The 15952-nt window shown below is 64.7% G+C and carries 11 protein-coding genes; 4 read left to right on the forward strand and 7 right to left on the reverse strand.

Translation table 11 applies throughout. The annotated features are described in order from the left end of the window. Window positions 1–6: 6 nt before the first annotated feature. The 3 genes from BPRO_RS23280 to BPRO_RS23290 are packed head-to-tail and all read right to left on the reverse strand — an operon-like array spanning window position 7 to window position 7222. On the reverse strand, window positions 7–2136 hold the full coding sequence (locus BPRO_RS23280) for a two-component system sensor histidine kinase NtrB (protein ID WP_011485523.1): 2130 nt from the start codon (window positions 2134–2136) through the stop codon (window positions 7–9). 11 nt (window positions 2137–2147) lie between these two features. After that, the gene (locus BPRO_RS23285) at window positions 2148–2954 is read right to left on the reverse strand and encodes a carbon-nitrogen hydrolase family protein (protein WP_011485524.1); all 807 of its coding nucleotides are present in this window, start codon (window positions 2952–2954) and stop codon (window positions 2148–2150) included. A 2-nt stretch (window positions 2955–2956) separates the two neighbouring features. Continuing rightward, window positions 2957–7222 carry a YhdP family protein gene (locus BPRO_RS23290; protein ID WP_041390190.1) on the reverse strand — a complete coding sequence of 1422 codons (4266 nt, stop codon included), beginning with the start codon at window positions 7220–7222 and terminating at the stop codon, window positions 2957–2959. 81 nt (window positions 7223–7303) lie between these two features. On the opposite strand from BPRO_RS23290, the gene glnE reads away from it, so the two are divergent. Further along, window positions 7304–10336 carry a bifunctional [glutamate--ammonia ligase]-adenylyl-L-tyrosine phosphorylase/[glutamate--ammonia-ligase] adenylyltransferase gene (gene glnE / locus BPRO_RS23295; protein ID WP_011485526.1) on the forward strand — a complete coding sequence of 1011 codons (3033 nt, stop codon included), beginning with the start codon at window positions 7304–7306 and terminating at the stop codon, window positions 10334–10336. A gap of 18 nt (window positions 10337–10354) precedes the next feature. On the opposite strand, the gene rfaE2 is transcribed toward glnE, so the two are convergent. Together rfaE2 and BPRO_RS23305 are read right to left on the reverse strand one after the other, a co-directional pair. Then, the gene (gene rfaE2, locus BPRO_RS23300) at window positions 10355–10840 is read right to left on the reverse strand and encodes a D-glycero-beta-D-manno-heptose 1-phosphate adenylyltransferase (RefSeq protein WP_011485527.1); all 486 of its coding nucleotides are present in this window, start codon (window positions 10838–10840) and stop codon (window positions 10355–10357) included. Continuing rightward, on the reverse strand, window positions 10837–11706 hold the full coding sequence (locus BPRO_RS23305; protein ID WP_011485528.1) for a ferritin: 870 nt from the start codon (window positions 11704–11706) through the stop codon (window positions 10837–10839). Before BPRO_RS23305 ends, rfaE2 begins: the two co-directional genes overlap by 4 nt. 308 nt (window positions 11707–12014) lie before the next feature. On the opposite strand from BPRO_RS23305, the gene BPRO_RS23310 reads away from it, so the two are divergent. Both BPRO_RS23310 and BPRO_RS30740 read left to right on the forward strand, forming a co-directional pair. Next, on the forward strand, window positions 12015–12641 hold the full coding sequence (locus tag BPRO_RS23310) for a glutathione peroxidase (RefSeq protein WP_011485529.1): 627 nt from the start codon (window positions 12015–12017) through the stop codon (window positions 12639–12641). Between the two features lie 482 nt (window positions 12642–13123). Then, entirely contained in the window at window positions 13124–13258 is a 135-nt protein-coding gene (locus BPRO_RS30740) for a hypothetical protein (protein WP_255349054.1), read from the forward strand. Window positions 13259–13423: 165 nt separating this feature from the next. Here the strand turns inward: BPRO_RS30740 and BPRO_RS23315 are convergent, their stop codons facing one another. Beyond that, window positions 13424–14038, reverse strand: a complete 615-nt coding sequence (locus BPRO_RS23315; protein ID WP_011485531.1) for a glutathione S-transferase family protein — start codon at window positions 14036–14038, stop codon at window positions 13424–13426. Window positions 14039–14198: 160 nt separating this feature from the next. On the opposite strand from BPRO_RS23315, the gene purB reads away from it, so the two are divergent. Then, a complete protein-coding gene (gene purB / locus BPRO_RS23320) occupies window positions 14199–15578 on the forward strand; it encodes an adenylosuccinate lyase (RefSeq protein WP_011485532.1) in 1380 nt (459 codons plus the stop codon). Window positions 15579–15616: 38 nt separating this feature from the next. On the opposite strand, the gene BPRO_RS23325 is transcribed toward purB, so the two are convergent. Beyond that, window positions 15617–15919, reverse strand: coding sequence for a putative signal transducing protein (locus BPRO_RS23325; RefSeq protein WP_011485533.1), 303 nt, complete (start codon window positions 15917–15919; stop codon window positions 15617–15619). Window positions 15920–15952: the final 33 nt, after the last annotated feature.

Below are 15952 nucleotides of genomic sequence, written 5' to 3' on the forward strand. Positions count from 1 at the left end.
CGTACTCTAGGCCATTTCCTTGGCGGTACCAGCGGCATCGACATCGGCATGGCCATCCCGCGCCAGCGCCACCGGCAAGGTGAAACTGAAAATCGTGCCACGCGGCTGCGCTGCTTCAAATCCCAGGAATCCGCCATGCTGCTCTATCACCGTGCGGCACAGGCTCAGGCCCAGGCCCATGCCTTCCTCCTTGGTCGTGAAGAAGGGCGTGAAAAGCTGGTCCGCCACCTCACGGGGAATGCCCTCACCGCGGTCAATCACCGCAAATTCAACCCAGCGGCTGTGCGCATTGGAGGCTGCCGGCCGGATACGCAAGGTGAGCACTCTGGCCTGCTGGTTGGGCGCCTGCGTTTCGTCTATACCCTGCATGGCCTGCATGGCCTGCATGCCATTGCGCGACAGGTTGAGCAGCACCTGCTCGACCATGGTGCGGTCGCACAGCACCGGCTCGCAGGCCGCGTCCACCTCGATCACCACGCGCACGCCCAGCTTGCGGGCCTGCAGGCTGACGAGCGGCATGATGGCGTCCAGCAAGGCCCGCGGCTCCACGGCTTCGCGTACCTGGTCGCGCCGCCGGACAAAATCGTGCACGCTCTTGATCACCTTGCCGGCCCGTTCGGCCTGCTCGGCAATGCGCCGCATCGCCAGTTGCAGGTCTTCGGACAGGGGCGGTGCCGTCGGGCCTGCATCCGGCCCGCCCGGGGAAGACGTCGCGGCAGGCGCCATTTCGCCCTGCAGCAGGTTGAGCGAGCCGGTGGCATAGCTCGAAATGGCCGCCAGCGGCTGGTTGAGTTCGTGGCTGAGCAGCGATGCCATCTCTCCCACCATCGCCAGCCTCGCCGTGGCCTGCAGGCGGTCCTGGCTGGCGCGCGAGAGCTCTTCAATGCGGCGCTGTTCGCTGACATCCAGAATGGCGCTCATCCAGCCGGTGTGCTTGCCGACCGCGTTGATCAGCGGCGCCTCCATGATGAGCACCGGAAACCGTGTGCCGTCCTGCCGCATGAACACGGACTCATGGCCCTCACGCGGCAGGTTGCTGCCGGACAGGCGGATTTCCTGGCGCTGCTGGTACATGGCTGCGAGCTCGGGCGGCCAGTAGGGCGCAGGGACGCTCTGGTTGAGCAGGTCCTTGGCATCCACCCCCACCATCTTGCAGAACGCCGGATTGACGTAAGTGATGCGCCCCTGCAGGTCCCGCGCCCGCAGGCCCGTCAGGACCGAGTCTTCCATGGCCTTGCGAAAGGCCAGGGCCTCGCCCAGGTCGTGCTCCACCTTGAGGCGCCGCCGCATGTCGCGGGCCAGCAGGAACAGCACGGCCAGCAAGGCCACCGACATGGCTGTGACCAGCGCCGTCAGCACATTGGGGAACAGCGCGGGGGTGCCGAGCCGGCTTTCCATCCTGACGACCAGCGTGTTGCCCGGCAGGTCGAGCAATTGCTGGGCGACGTAAACCCGGCTGCCGCGCGACACCACGCCATGCAGCGCCAGGCGCGTGCCATCGGCCTCCGTGAACGAGAGGCCGACGCCGCGGGCCAGCTGTTTGCCCACCAGTTCGCCCAGAATGTCCTGCAGGGAATAGGTGGCCACCACATAGCCCATCAGTCGGCCCGCCGCCACAATCGGCAAGCACATGTCCATGACTTCCAGACCCAGGCCATCGTTTTGCGGCATGAAGTAACTGGTGGAATAGGCCGACCCGCTCAGGCGGCGAGCCGTGGTGCAGGTCAGGTTGACATCGGCCTCCATGCCGTGACGACCCAGGCGCTCAAACACCGAGGACCGGTAGGGCGTCTCGACAAATCCCAGCACCTCCAGCGTCTCGCTGCGCCACTCCAGCCGCATGATCTCGCGATGCTCGCGCAGCAGCTCGGCGGCGGGTGCATGCCAGGCGGCGGGCGGGCGCTCCGTGGACTGCAAGGCCTGGAACGTCTGGATGTTGCGGGTCAGCCCCGAACGGATGTCCGTGACGGTCTCTCCCGCATCGTGCTCCAGCCGGCTTTGCACCATGCTGGACTCGTAGCGGCCCGACAGCCAGACAAGAATCGCCAGCAGCGTCACCACCAGCGCCAGCAGCAGGGCCCAGAGCGACCAGCGCCGGCTGGCCCAGCTGACACCGTTCAGAAGAGGAAATTTCACGCCAGCCGCTTTCACAACACGCCGTGGCGCAAGGCGGGCAAGCGGCTGCGCACGCCCTCCAGGCCGGCGCGGAGAACCTCGGCCATCACCACGGCCGCGCCCTCGGCATGCTGGGCCAGAACCTGGCCCCACGGGTCGACCACCATGCTGTGGCCCCAGGTTTGGCGGCCGTTGTCGTGCGTGCCGCCCTGCGCCGCAGCCACCACATAAGCCTGATTCTCGATCGCGCGCGCGCGCAGCAGCACCTCCCAGTGCGCCTGCCCGGTGGTGTAGGTGAACGCACTGGGCACCAGCAGCACATCCGCCTTCAGCGCGCGGTACAGCTCCGGAAACCGCAGGTCGTAGCAAACGCTCATGCCAATGGTGTAGGCATGGCCGTCCCGCGAGGCCAGCTCAAAACGGACCGGGGCAGTGCCCGGCTCGAGGACGCGGGTTTCGTCGTAGTCTTCCTTGCCGTGTGCAAAACGGAACAGGTGGATCTTGTCGTAGCGCGCCACGCATTCCCCCGAGGGGGCGTAAGCCAGTGAGCAGTTGCGGGCACGGCGCGGATCGGTGGTCGCCATCGGAAGCGTGCCGCCGACGATCCACATGCCGAGTTCGCGCGCAGAGTGGCTCAGGAAATCCTGGATCAGCCCCTGGCCGGCGGTCTCCTGAACCTGGAGCTTGTCGGTGTCCTTCAAGCCCATAATGCAGAAGTATTCGGGCAGAACCGCCAGTTCGGCGCCCTGTGCGGCGGCCTGGCCCAGCAACTGACCGGCCATGTCCAGGTTGTCCTGCAGCTGGACGCCTGAAACCATCTGGATGGCTGCGACTTTCATGATCAGCGGGTCTCCGTGGAGGTGTCGCCAGCCTTGCTGTCCGCCGCGGCCTTGCGTTCAAGCTTGGTGATTTTGGGATCGGACCAGGTGCCGTGGATGTGGAATTCCTGGGTGGCGGCCTGCATCAGGGGACGGCGCAGGAACATCTGTGCCAGGAAGCTGCCCAGGCCTATGGCCGGATTGATGGCCGTGGCGATCAGCGAGGCCGTCCCGGCGTTGAGTTCAGGCACGACGACCACCTTGATGTCCTGCGTCTCGCGGGCGATGTCGGCGCTGCCCTCCATCAGCACTGCGGCATTCACGCCACTCATCTGCAGGTTGTTGGTGTGGGCCAGTCCCTGGTTGATATTGACGTCGCCGCGGACAAAATCAAAGGCAAAACCTTCGGAGAAGACATCGCGGAAATCCAGCGTCAGGCGCCGGGGCAGGGCCTGCAGGCTCAGCACGCCCAGCAGCTTGGCGATGCCCGGATCCGCCTTGACAAACTGCCCCGATTCGACATTCACGTTGAACTGCCCGCTCATGCTCGGATAGTCAAAGCTCAGCGGCGAGCCTATCCAGGCTACCTGGCCTTCCAGCTTGCCCTTGCCGCGGCGTATCACTTCACCCATGCCAAAGCGCTTGAGCAACTCACCCGAATCGGCAATGTCCAGCCGGAAGTTCATCACCGTGCGGCGACGCTCCGCGCTGGCCCGCGCGGCGCGCGGCGCGCCTGCCGCAGTCGGCGCGGTGCCGGCCGGTGCGCTCACCGCCGCCCAGTTGCCTGTCGCCGTGAACACGGCTTCGGGCAGGGTCACATTGAACTTGTTCAAACGCCACTCACGGGTGCCGTCGCGGACTGCGGCGGAGGCTCCCCGGTTGACCGCATCAATTTCAACCCGTCCCAGCTTCTTGCCGCGCAGCTCCAGATCCTCCACCACGATATCCAGCGCCGGGATGTTGGCCGGCTGCTCATTCAGGATGGCCTCCACGTCGCTGGCCGTGCCCGGCGCCAGGCTCAGCCGCGCCAGCCTCGCAAAGACACGACCCGGGCCACCCCCGCCAGGCTGGCGGTATTCGACATAGCCATTGAGCTCGGACGCATCGATATTGGCGCGCCAGGTCAGGCCTTCGCGCGACCCGCCCACCACCACATTGTTCAGCTTGCGGCCTTCCACCAGCAGCTCCCTGGCGCGTATCGCCATCACGGTGGGCAGGTAAGCCTGGCCGGTACTTCCGATAGCCTGATTGGCGGTCCCTGTGGCTGATGTGGGTGTGGATGTAGATGTGGGTGGAGTCGCCGCCTCGCCGCCACTCGCTGAGCTGACAAGGATTTTCTGCCAGGCATCGAGATCGACCCGGGCCAGGCTGATGTTGGCCAGCACGCCGGTGTCCGGCAGGGGAGCCGTTTCACCGGCGTCCAGCCCCACACCGATGGCGCCGCGTATCACGCGGGGTTCAGCGCCACTCACGTCGCGAACATAGCTGATGGACGCGAGCCGCCCGATAGTGACTGACAGCTGGTCCTGCAGCTTTTGCCCCGGGTTCAGGGAATCGCGCAGCAGGACATTTTCAAAACGCAGTGGCAACTCGGCATCGGCTGTTTTGCCCAGAGGTGCCGGCAAATTCAGGGCCAGGCCCTGAAGATTGCTGGAGACCGCGACCTCGGCGACGCCTCGCCTGAAACCCAGTGAGGCGGAATAAGCCGTTGCGCCACTGGCATTTTCCGCCAGGCGTGAGACAAAACCCAGGTCATGCGCCTGCCGCAGCCCCTCGGCCGAGAGCGTGCCCTGGGCCTTGAAGATCGCACCGCTTTCGGCCTCGGCACTACCCGCAACAGGACGTGCGCCGCCCCGCGTGCCACCGTCGAAGCGGATGTCGCCGCCCAGCAGGCGAGCCTGGGCTCCCGTCACCGCGAAACCGCGTTCGCTCACGGTCACCGAGCCCCGGAGTTTCGTCAGCAGGGGCGTGGCCGGCGAGAACTGCACGTCATTGCCAGGCAGGATGACGGTGCCCTCTACCCGCGACTTGTCGATCGAATTGATGGGCAGACTCAGGCGGAAGCGGTAGTCGCCCACGCCGGTTCCCGTGGCCTTGGCCAGCGCCTGGTCCGTCATGTCCCCCACGGGTGAGGTGTTGACAAAGCCCAGCGCGTCGGACAGGGCCCCCTTGAGATCGATTGCCACTTCGACCATGGCGTCTTTCATCAGGTCAGGAATCCGCGCCGCGCCCTTGACCAGTTGCAGGCCCGGCAGGCCGGCCACCCGGCCGGTAGCGCCGTTCACCTCCAGCGCCGCCCGGTTGAAAACCAGTTCGCCATTGAGCTCGGTGAGCGCCGGCCAGGCGGGCGCGTTCGGCCCCTGCAGGGATTTCGGTACATAGGCAAAGTGCCCATTGCGCACCTTGGCGGACACCCGGAAGTCTCCCTGGGCGGGGTTGGCGAACGGCAGGTGATTGACCGGCCCCCGGACCTTGAATTTGACATCGCTGACCTGGCCCTGCACCACGGCATCCCGCACATAGTGCCGCACCGGCGCGGACAGCACCAGCGGCAAATACCGATGGACCCGCGCGCCGTCGCCGCGGCTCAGGCTGCCCTGCAGATCCAGTACGCCCGGAAACCGGTGGTCGGTGCCAGTCGCTGTCCCCGCGGCTGCCGCGCGCGGTGCCGCATCGCCGGTATGCCAATGGACTTGCGCTTCGCCCTGTGCATCCGCATTGGCAAACTGCAGGTTGCGCAATTGCACGTCGATTTTCGGGCCTGAGAATTTCCACTGGGAATCCACCGACAGCTGGTCCAGCTGCACCAGCGACTCCTCAAATACGCCCGGCAGGTCCAGCGCGCCCTGGAGTATTTTCACCCGGGCCTGCCCACCCTCGTGCGTCAGGTCGAAGTCGACGGCTGCGCCACTGATGCCGGGCCGGCCCGGCACCGGCGACAGCGCGCCGCCTGCCGGCCCAGCGGCTGCCGGCAAGGCGTCAAGGCTCAGCCCTGTCACGCGGCCTCTCGCGGCAAAGCTGACGGGCGCCTCCAGCGGCCCCTGCCAACGGGCTTCCACCGCTTCAACCAGTCCCCGCGGCGCAAAAGACGCGATGAGCGCATGCGTTGCGCTGTCCAGCGGCAGACGGTTGGCAATCTGGGCCAGCGCGGCCAGGTCAAGCTTGTCGGCCTTGAGCTGGCTATGCGCTGGCGCCCCCGCTTCTGCGCCGGTATGCACCAGCGCCATGTTGCCGCCCGGCCACTGCACGCCGTCCCGGGTGCGAAAGCGCAGGCCCTCGGTGTTGAAATCAAAGCCGTTGACCCGCTGCCTGCCGCCAAAGCGCCCGGCCACCGAGTCGAATGCCAGGGGCTCAAGCTTGCGCCCCAGCCGGGCATCCACGTCCTGCAGGGCCACATCGGCCGTTCCGCCGGTGATCTGCCCCTTGCTGACCTCGGCCCAGGCACGAAGGGCACCGTGACCCCGTGTCAGATCCAGGCCTATCGATTCGAGGCCTGCATACTGCTTGATGCGCGAGAGGTCGACCCGGCCGGACTCGGCATACAGCTGCCCCGCCCAGGCACTGAAGTCGCCCGCGTCGCGCGACAACAGTGACTGCCGGAAGATGCCCCGAAGGGTAAAGCGGTCGCCCCACCCGGCGGGCGGCGTGGCGTCCAGCCGCATCAGATGCCGGTGCCGGGCGTTTTTCATGACCCAGTCCACCTGCGTCAGGGCCAGCGGCGGGGCCTGGCGCAATTCGTCGGTCCAGCGCACGGTGCCACCCCGTATGACGAACTCGGTCTGGGAGAAAAACCAGTCGGCCATGGCACGATTGCCGGCCGTCTGATCGCGGGAGACGTCCAGCCCGCCCACGTAGATCTTGCCGTCGGCAGTGCGCAGGATCTCCAGCTCGGGCTTGTCGATGTATAGCTGCTCGAAACCCAGCCCCAGCAGGGAAGTCGGCGACAGGGTTCCCAGCAGGCGCGGCAGCCGCAAGGCCTCGCGCCCCTGCGCATCCAGCAGCGCCACGCCCTGAAGTTCAAACGAGGGAATCATCCCCTGCGAGTGGGCCGTGATCTGGCCAATCCGCACGGGCACCCCCAGCGCCTTGCTGGCCTCTAGTTCCAGCCGCGGACGGAATTCTCCAATTCGCGGCACAATCCAGCCATGCAACACCAACCAGCTCAGGCCAAAGAGCAGCCAGGCCGACGCGACCAGCCACAGCGAGAAGCGCGTGAACAGAGCGATCCATCGCAGGCGTCGGGACGACAAGACTGGCGGGGCGGACGGGCTGGGTATGGTGGACTCCATTGACATGAGAATTATGACCGCCGGTGCCATGGTTCGCCCGGCAGCGCGGTGGAAGACCATGAAGTTTTGTGAACTAGTGTGATGACCGTCGCTTCAACCGCCCGCCCGGAAACCCCCGCCGACCCCGAGTCGCCAGCCTCGGCTTATTCCCGATTTGTCCAGCGCATTCGCCGCCGCTACGCAGAGCAGATGCACCTGCTGCCCGACGGCGCCCCGGTGCGTTCCACCATGCAGGTCGCCCTGGATGCGCTGCTGGCCAGCGGCCTGGAGACCGGCGCGGCACTGCGCGTGCTGCGGCAACTGGTGATGGAAAGGCTGGTGGTGCTCGACTGCGATGGTCAGATGGCCCCCACGCTCCCCACTGTGTGTGGTTCGCTGCCCCCCGAGGGGGCTGGCCTTGCTTGGGGCGGCCCGGCGCTGGCGGCCGTTGCCACCGCGAGTACCCCCGGCGTTGCGCTGCACGTCGTGACCCGGGCCATGACCGAACTGGCAGAACTGGCGCTCGACGTGGCCATGCGGGACTCCGCCGACATGCTGGACGCCCTGCACGGTGCGCCGCAAACCCCCGAAGGCGGCCGCGCCCACATGTGGGTGGTGGGCATGGGCAAGCTGGGAGCGCGGGAGCTCAATGTCTCCAGCGACATCGACCTGATTTACGTGTATGACCAGGACGGCGAAACAAGCGGCCGCAGCGACGGCCGCGGCCAGATATCGAACCACGAATATTTTGCGCGCCAGGTGAAGGCCGTCTTCGGCCTGATCGGCGATGCCACCGAACATGGCTTCGTGTTCCGCGTGGATCTGGCACTGCGGCCCAATGGCAATTCCGGGCCGGCGGCCGTCTCGCTCAGCGCGCTGGAAGAATATTTCCAGGCCCAGGGGCGCGAATGGGAACGCTTTGCCTGGCTCAAAAGCCGGGTGGTCGCGCCCCTGGAATGCATCCAGAGCGGCTCGGCGCAGGCCCTGCGCGGTTCCGTGTTGCCTTTTGTCTTCCGGCGCTACCTGGACTACAACGTGTTTGATGCGCTGCGCATCCTGCACCGGCAGATTCGCGAGCACGCGGCCAAGCGCTGCGCCGGCCACCCCGAGCGCGCCAACGATGTGAAGATATCGCGCGGCGGCATCCGTGAAATTGAATTTACCGTGCAGCTGCTGCAGGTCGTGCGGGGCGGGCAGTTCCCCGAACTACGCACCCGTCCCACCGTCGACGCGCTGCAGCGCGTCGCACGCGCCGGTCTGATGCCCCAGGAGACGGCCGATGCGCTGGCGCGGGCGTATGACTTCCTGCGCCGCGTCGAGCACCGCATCCAGTATCTGGACGACCAGCAAACCCACGTCCTGCCGACCCGCGACGACGATCTGGGCTGGATTGCGCACACCCTGGGTTACAGCAACTGCTGCCCGTTTCTCAGCGAACTGGATGCCCACCGCGAGCTGGTTGCCGGGGAGTTTGACAAATTGCTGGGCGGCAAGCCCGACTGCAAGGGCTGCGGCAAGGCGGCCGGAACCAACGGGTCAGCGCCGCAGCAGCTCGACGAACTGCTTGAGCAGCTGTCAGAGCAGTGGCCGGAACAGTTTCGCGCCCGTCTGGCGCTGTGGCGCCAGCACCCCAGGGTGCTGGCCTTGCGCGAGGAGTCACGTGCCCGCCTGGTGCGCCTGGTGCAGCGCACCGCGCTGTGGCTGCGCGAAGGCAGCGTGACGGAGGAAGCCGCCATCCGCATCATCGACTGGATAGAGCCCCTGCTCCGGCGGGAAAGCTATCTTGCGCTGCTGCTGGAGCGCCCGGCGGTGCATGAGCGCCTGCTGCGGCTGCTGGGTGCCGCCAAATGGCCCGCCCGCTACCTGCTGCGGCACCCGGGCGTGATTGACGAGCTGGCCAGCGATGCGCTGCTGCACGAGCGCTTCGACAGCACGGCCTTCATGCAGGAGTTGCAGCAGCGGCTGGCCGCGCTCAGGCGCACCGGCGAAGACGATGAGGAAACCTGCCTGAACCTGCTGCGCCGCGCCCACCATGCCGAGGTTTTCCGCACGCTGGCACGCGATGTGGAAGGGGTGCTCACGGTCGAGCAGGTGGCCGACGATTTAAGCGCGCTGGCCGAGGCCGTGCTGGCAGTCACGGCGGACTGGTGCTGGCAGCGCCTCAAGAACAGGCACCGCGAAACGCCGCAGTTTGCCATCATTGCCTACGGCAAGCTGGGCGGCAAGGAGCTCGGCTATGGCAGCGACCTGGACATTGTGTTTGTCTACGAAGATGAGGCCGAGCAGGCGCCCGAGGTCTATGCCGCGTTTGTGCGCAAACTGATCAACTGGCTGACCATCAAGACCGCAGAGGGTGACCTGTTCGAGATCGACACCGCCCTGCGCCCCAACGGCAACTCGGGGCTGCTGGTCACCAGCTTTGAAGCCTATGCCAGGTACCAGCAGCAGCGCGGCAGCAACACCGCCTGGACCTGGGAACACCAGGCCATGACACGTGCCCGTTTTGTGCTGGGGGATATGGCCCCCACGCTTTTCACTTCGTGTAATGCGCTGCCCCCCGAGGGGGCTGAACTTGCTCGGGGCGGCCCTTCGCTGCGTTCGATGCCCCCCACGCCTGCCACTGCGTGTGCTGCGCTGCCCCCCGAGGGGGCGCCCGCTTGCTCGGGGCGGCCCAGCGCGGCGCGCTCCCTGCGCCAGCGCTTCGACCAGGTTCGCGAGGCGGTGATCACCGCACCGCGTGACGCCCATGCCTTGCGCCATGAAATCATGGCCATGCGCGAGAAAGTGCGCGCCGCGCATCCGGTCAAGAAAGACAAATTCGACGTCAAGCACAGCGCCAGCGGCATGGTCGACGCCGAATTTGCGGTGCAGTTTCTGGTGCTCTCCGAATCTGCGCGGCACCCGGAACTGATTGACAACGTCGGCAACATCGCCCTGTTGCAGCGGGCGGAAGCCGCCGGCCTGCTGCCGCCGGGTGTGGGCCAGCGCGCCGCCAGTGCCTACCGCGAGCTCAGGCGCATCCAGCACCGCGCCCGCCTCAACGAGGAACCGACGCAGGTCACGCCGCCTGCGCTGCAGGCCGAGCGCGCTGCCATACAGCAGCTCTGGAGCGCCATCTTTCCATCCGCCGACTGATCAAGGTGTAGTATCCGGTCAGGGGGCTGACCGGATTTTCTTGACCAGGGCCGTCGTGGAGTAGCCATCCACAAAAGGAATTGCCAGGGCCTTGCCGCCGTAGGCTTTCACCACGGCGGTTTCGGCCAGCGTGTCCATGTCGTAGTCGCCGCCCTTGACCAGCAGGTCGGGCTGGAGTTCGGTGATCAGCTCCAGCGGCGTGTCTTCGTCAAACCAGGTCACCAGGCTGACCGATTCGAGCGCCGCCATCATGACCGCGCGGTCTTCTTCGTTGTTCAGGGGGCGGTCGGGGCCTTTGCCCAGGCGTTTGGCCGAGGCATCGGTATTGAGCGCCAGCACCAGGCTGCCGCCCAGTTCGCGGGCGCGCGCCAGGTAAGTGGCGTGACCGCGGTGCAGCACGTCGAACACGCCATTGGTGAACACGACCGGCCGGGGCAGCATGGCCACCCGGGCCGCGGCATCCTGGCGCGAAACGATTTTGTCCAGAAAGGCAGGCTGGCTCACACTGGTTGCGGCTTGCCGTCCGGCGTGATGACGGCAGCCAGTTCCTTGCCGATTTCCTTGCGGTAGCGGTTCAGCTCCTGGACGCTCTTGAAGCTCTGGTTCATCAGCAGGCTCAGGTTGTGCAGGATGCGCTCGACCACCTTGCCCTCCCACACCGCGTCAAACTTGATCTGTGTGTCGAGCCAGTGCTCCAGCCATTCGGGGTTGGGCAGGCGGCTCTGGATGGTGTCGCGCGGAAACAGGCTTTTGTTGACATGCAGGTTGGTCGGGTGCAGGGCCTGCGCCGTCCGGCGGGCACTGGCCATCAGCACGCCTACCTTGGTAAAGGCTGCCTTGGCTTCGTTGCCGAAATTGTTGATAGCGCGTTTCATGTAGCGCAGGTAAGCGCCGCCATGGCGCGCTTCATCCTGGCTGAGCTGGGTGTAAATCTGCTTGATGACCGGCTCGGTGTGCCACTCGCTGGCCCGGCGGTACCAGTGGTTCAGGCGAATCTCGCCGCAAAAATGCAGCATCAGGGTTTCCAGCGCGGGCGCCGGCTCGAACTCGAAACGCACCTCATGCAGCTCCTCTTCGGTGGGGGCCAGGTCGGGCCGAAATCGCTTCAGGTATTCCATCAGCACCAGCGAGTGCTTTTGCTCCTCAAAGAACCAGATCGACATGAAAGCGGAAAAATCACTGTCGTCCTTGTTGTCCCGCAGGAACATCTCCGTGGCGGGCAAGGCCGCCCATTCGGTGATGGCATTCATCTTGATGGTCTGGGCCTGCTCATCGGACAGTTTGGAGGCGTCGAAGCTGGCCCAGGGAATGTCTTTGTCCATGTCCCAGCGGACGGATTCGAGTTGTTTGAACAGTTCAGGGTAAAGCATGTGAACTCCTTGGCCAGCGAATACGCAGACAAATCTGCCCTGGATGTCTCTTGCATCCGGTATCCCGCGATTTTAGGCGGCGAATGTGACAAGTAGTGACTTACCGGCCATTTGGCAGCAAATCGGGATGATTTCCGGCCGGATGGCGGGCTATTTGCTGTCAAAAGACCTTTCATTTGAAGACGCCCTGAATCTGGCGGGTCAACCGCCGCGTACCCCGACGGCATGTGCCAGGTGCGAGCCGTGCTGGATGGCTACCGCGAACGCCAATAGCGCCATAATTGTTTGACTCCAAAGGAATTTCTGGCATGCACAACCTGTGGACTCCCCTCTCCCGGCCACTGCCGCGAATTGCCCTGCTGACCGGCCTTGCGCTCTCGACAATCGCCGCGAACTCGGCAGCGCCGGCTCCGTCGGCATCGGTTGCCGGATCCGTTGCCGCAGACGCGTCGGCCTGCCCAGGCCTGTTGCAGCACAACTTCCTGCGACTGCAGGATGAAAAACCGCAATCGCTTTGCCAGTACCAGGGCAAGGTCGTGGTGGCGGTCAATACCGCCAGCTTTTGCGGTTTTACGTCCCAATACCAGGGCCTGGAAGAGCTTTATGCGAAATACAAGGACCGTGGGCTGGTGGTCCTGGGCTTTCCCTCCAACGACTTTTCGCAGGAAACCGGCAGCAACAAGGAGATTGCCGACTTTTGCGAAAACACCTTCGGCGTGAAATTCCCGATGTTCGCCAAAACCAGCGTCAGCGGCAAGGACGCCAACCCCCTTTTCAGGCAGCTGGCCGCCAAAACCGGCACCACACCACGCTGGAACTTTTACAAGTATGTGATTGCGCGGGACGGCACCAGTGTCGCCAGCTTCAACTCCCTGACCGCCCCAGGAAGCCGCCAGTTCGTCAAAGAAATCGAAAAGCAGCTGGCCCGCCCCTGAGCCCTTGGGTCGGTCAACCCTGACATAAAAATTACCATCTGGTCTCAATTTTGACTATGTGGTAATTTAACCCTTATGATGGGGGAATGCGCAGACTTTGTTGCCCCCCACCCCCTGCCCCCGCCTTTCTGCGGATGTCCCGCCTGCAGCGCGGAATTCGCCCTGCCCGGCTTTACGCGGGCCGCGGCGTGCGGCCAGGCGCCATTTCGTTAACAAAAATTTACCAGGCGGAACCTCCCCCGGCCGGGAACTACCGGTGCACTGGCGTCCTCTTACACAGGTAAGTGCAGTCTGGAACTCCCAGCAGCGCCAGCAAAATAACAGTTTCACTGTTGCGAAGCCTTCCGGATCGATCTGGTCCGCCTGCAATCCCGGTGCGCCCCTCCTCCTCCCTCCCTCCCTCGTTCGCACCGGGGCGCTTCGCAGCATTTTTATCTTCCGGGCGCCGGCATGAGCAGCGCCTCCGTCCTGCGAGCCATGGGGTGGACACCGGTTTTCTGGTGTTTAACGAGCACACCTCCCCCAACCTCATCAAACCTGTTTGCGGCGGTTCGCACCTGAAGTTCATGGCCAGCGGCCTGATTGATTTTCACCGGGACTATTGGGATGCCTCCTAGGAGCTTTATGAAAAGCTGCCCTGGATCGGCGGCCTGATGCGCCGGCTGAAGCAACGCGCCCGGCAGTGAGCGCGGGTGACCGTCGCCGGATTTCCCCGGGAGCCGTGTTGCACGAGGCGAAAAAAAGCCCGGGAGGCCGGGCTTCTGTCAGATTCAGGTGGAATTTCAGCCCGGCTGGGTTTCCGTGAAGCTGGGACGTAGAACCAGTTTTTCCTGCAATTTGGCCAGATTGGGATAGCTCTCGCGCCAGTTCACCTGGGCAAACCGCAGATCCAGATAGCCCAGCGCACAGCCCACCGCGACATCCGACAGGCTGAAATGGATGCCACTGCAAAAAGCCTTCTCGCCAAGCCCCGTGCTCATGGCCTTGAGGGCGGCCTCGATTTTGCCCATCTGCCGCTGTATCCACGCGTCGCTGCGCTCATGGGCGCTGCGGCCTGCCCAGGTGGCCTCCAGCCGGGCCAGGATGGCCGCATCCACCAGGCCGTCGGCCAGGGCTTCCCAGGTTTTGACCTCGGCACGCTCGCGGCCCTGGGTGGGAATGAGCTTGCCCACGGGTGAGAGGGTATCCAGGTATTCGACAATCACGCGGGAATCAAACACGGCCTCGCCGCCCTCCATGACCAGGCAGGGCACCTTGCCCAGCGGGTTCGAGGCGGTGATGGTGGTATTGGCCGCCCAGACATCTTCCAGCACCATCTGGTAGTCGAGCTTTTTCTCAGCCATCACGATACGTACCTTGCGTACGTAGGGGCTGGTGGCGGATCCGATGAGTTTCATAGCGTGTGTAAATCGTGGTGCGTGGAAAAGCCATTCTATCGAGTAAGCACCCGCTCCGGCCGACACGGCCCGAAGGCGAGCAAATCTGCCAGGTTTTGGGCACCCCCGCTGCCACCGCGCGACCGGGCCATTCCCCGGGCGACCAGCCTACAATTGCGGCATGAGCTTTTCTACCATCAACGCCTTGTCTCCGCTGGACGGCCGCTACGCCGGCAAACTCAGCCAGTTACGTCCCCTGATGTCCGAGCAAGGCTATATGCACCGCCGGGTCCAGGTGGAAGTGGCCTGGTTCATCGCCCTTTCGGACGCGAAGTTTGCCGAATTCAAGCCGCTCAGCCCCGGGGCGCGCACTTACCTGCTGGGCCTCGTCAAGAATTTCTCGGAAAACGATGCGGTGGCCATCAAGGAGATTGAAAAAACCACCAACCACGACGTCAAGGCCGTGGAGTACTGGATCAAGTCCAAATTCGAAGCGCGGCCGGAATTGCAGGCGGCCGGTGAGTTTGTGCATTTCGCCTGCACCAGCGAAGACATCAACAACACCAGCCATGCGCTGCAGCTCAAAAGCAGCCGCGAGCTGGTACTGCTGCCGGCCCTGGACAAGGTGATTGCGCAGATGCGCAAGATGGCGCACACCTACGCGGCGGAGCCCATGCTCAGCCGCACCCACGGCCAGACCGCCAGTCCGACCACGGTAGGCAAGGAAATCGCCAACGTGGTGGTGCGCCTGCAGGCGGCGCGCGAGAAAATCGCCGGCATCAGGCTGATGGCCAAAATGAACGGCGCCGTAGGCAACTACAACGCCCATCTGTCGGCCTGGCCCGACTTTGACTGGGAAGCCTTCAGCCGCAACGTGATTGAAACGCCCGAGCCACTGGGCCTGGGCCTGACCTTCCAGCCCTACAGCATCCAGATCGAGCCGCATGACTACATGGCCGAGCTGTTTGACGCCGTCGCCCGCACCAACACCATCCTGATCGACTTTGCGCGGGACGTCTGGGGTTATGTGAGCGTGGGCTATTTCAAGCAGCGCCTCAAGGAGGGCGAAATCGGCTCCTCCACCATGCCGCACAAGGTGAACCCTATCGACTTTGAAAACGCCGAAGGCAACCTGGGCCTGGCCAATGCGCTGCTCAGGCACCTGAGCGAAAAGCTGCCGGTGTCCCGCTGGCAGCGCGACCTGACCGACTCGACCGTGCTGCGCAACATGGGCGTGGCGCTGGGTTACGCCGTGCTGGCCTACAACTCACTGGGCGTGGGGCTGGGCAAGCTGGAACTCAACCGGGAAGCGCTGCAGGAGGACCTGGACAGCTCGTGGGAGGTGCTGGCCGAACCGATACAGACCGTCATGCGCCGCTACGGCGTGCAGGGCGCCTACGAAAAGCTCAAGGAAGTAACGCGCGGTAAAACCGTCAAGGCTGAAGACCTGCATGCCCTGATCCGGTCCCTGCAAATTCCTGATGCAGAAAAACAGCGCCTGCTGGCCATGACACCGGCCAGCTACGTCGGCCTGGCTGCCACCCTGGCCAGACGGGTTTAACGCCCCTTGTCGTTGTTGTCGCTGCTGCAGCGGCAGCGCTAAACCGGCATGGCTGCACCGCAATGCCAGCACTGCTCGAACCCGCCTTCGACGGTTTCCCCGCAGGCGCACAGCCAGCGCCGCTGCGGCAGATTTTGCAGGGTGTGCAGCAACTCGCGTGCCCGGGGCTCATCCTCATCATGGGTGAGCCACACCTCGGGCAGGCACTGGTCGGGCGGCAGCTCACCGGCGACGCCACCCAGGTAGTAACGCTGCACACTGGCAGCCACACCCGCCTGCTGCAGGGCGTCAGCCCACAGCGCGGCAATTGCAATATTGGGAGCACGGGTCAACCGGAGCATGCGCCAGTGTACCCCGTTTTGCTATGAACTTGA

The sequence above is a fragment of the Polaromonas sp. JS666 genome (genome assembly GCF_000013865.1).
In the GTDB taxonomy this organism is placed as follows: domain Bacteria; phylum Pseudomonadota; class Gammaproteobacteria; order Burkholderiales; family Burkholderiaceae_C; genus Polaromonas.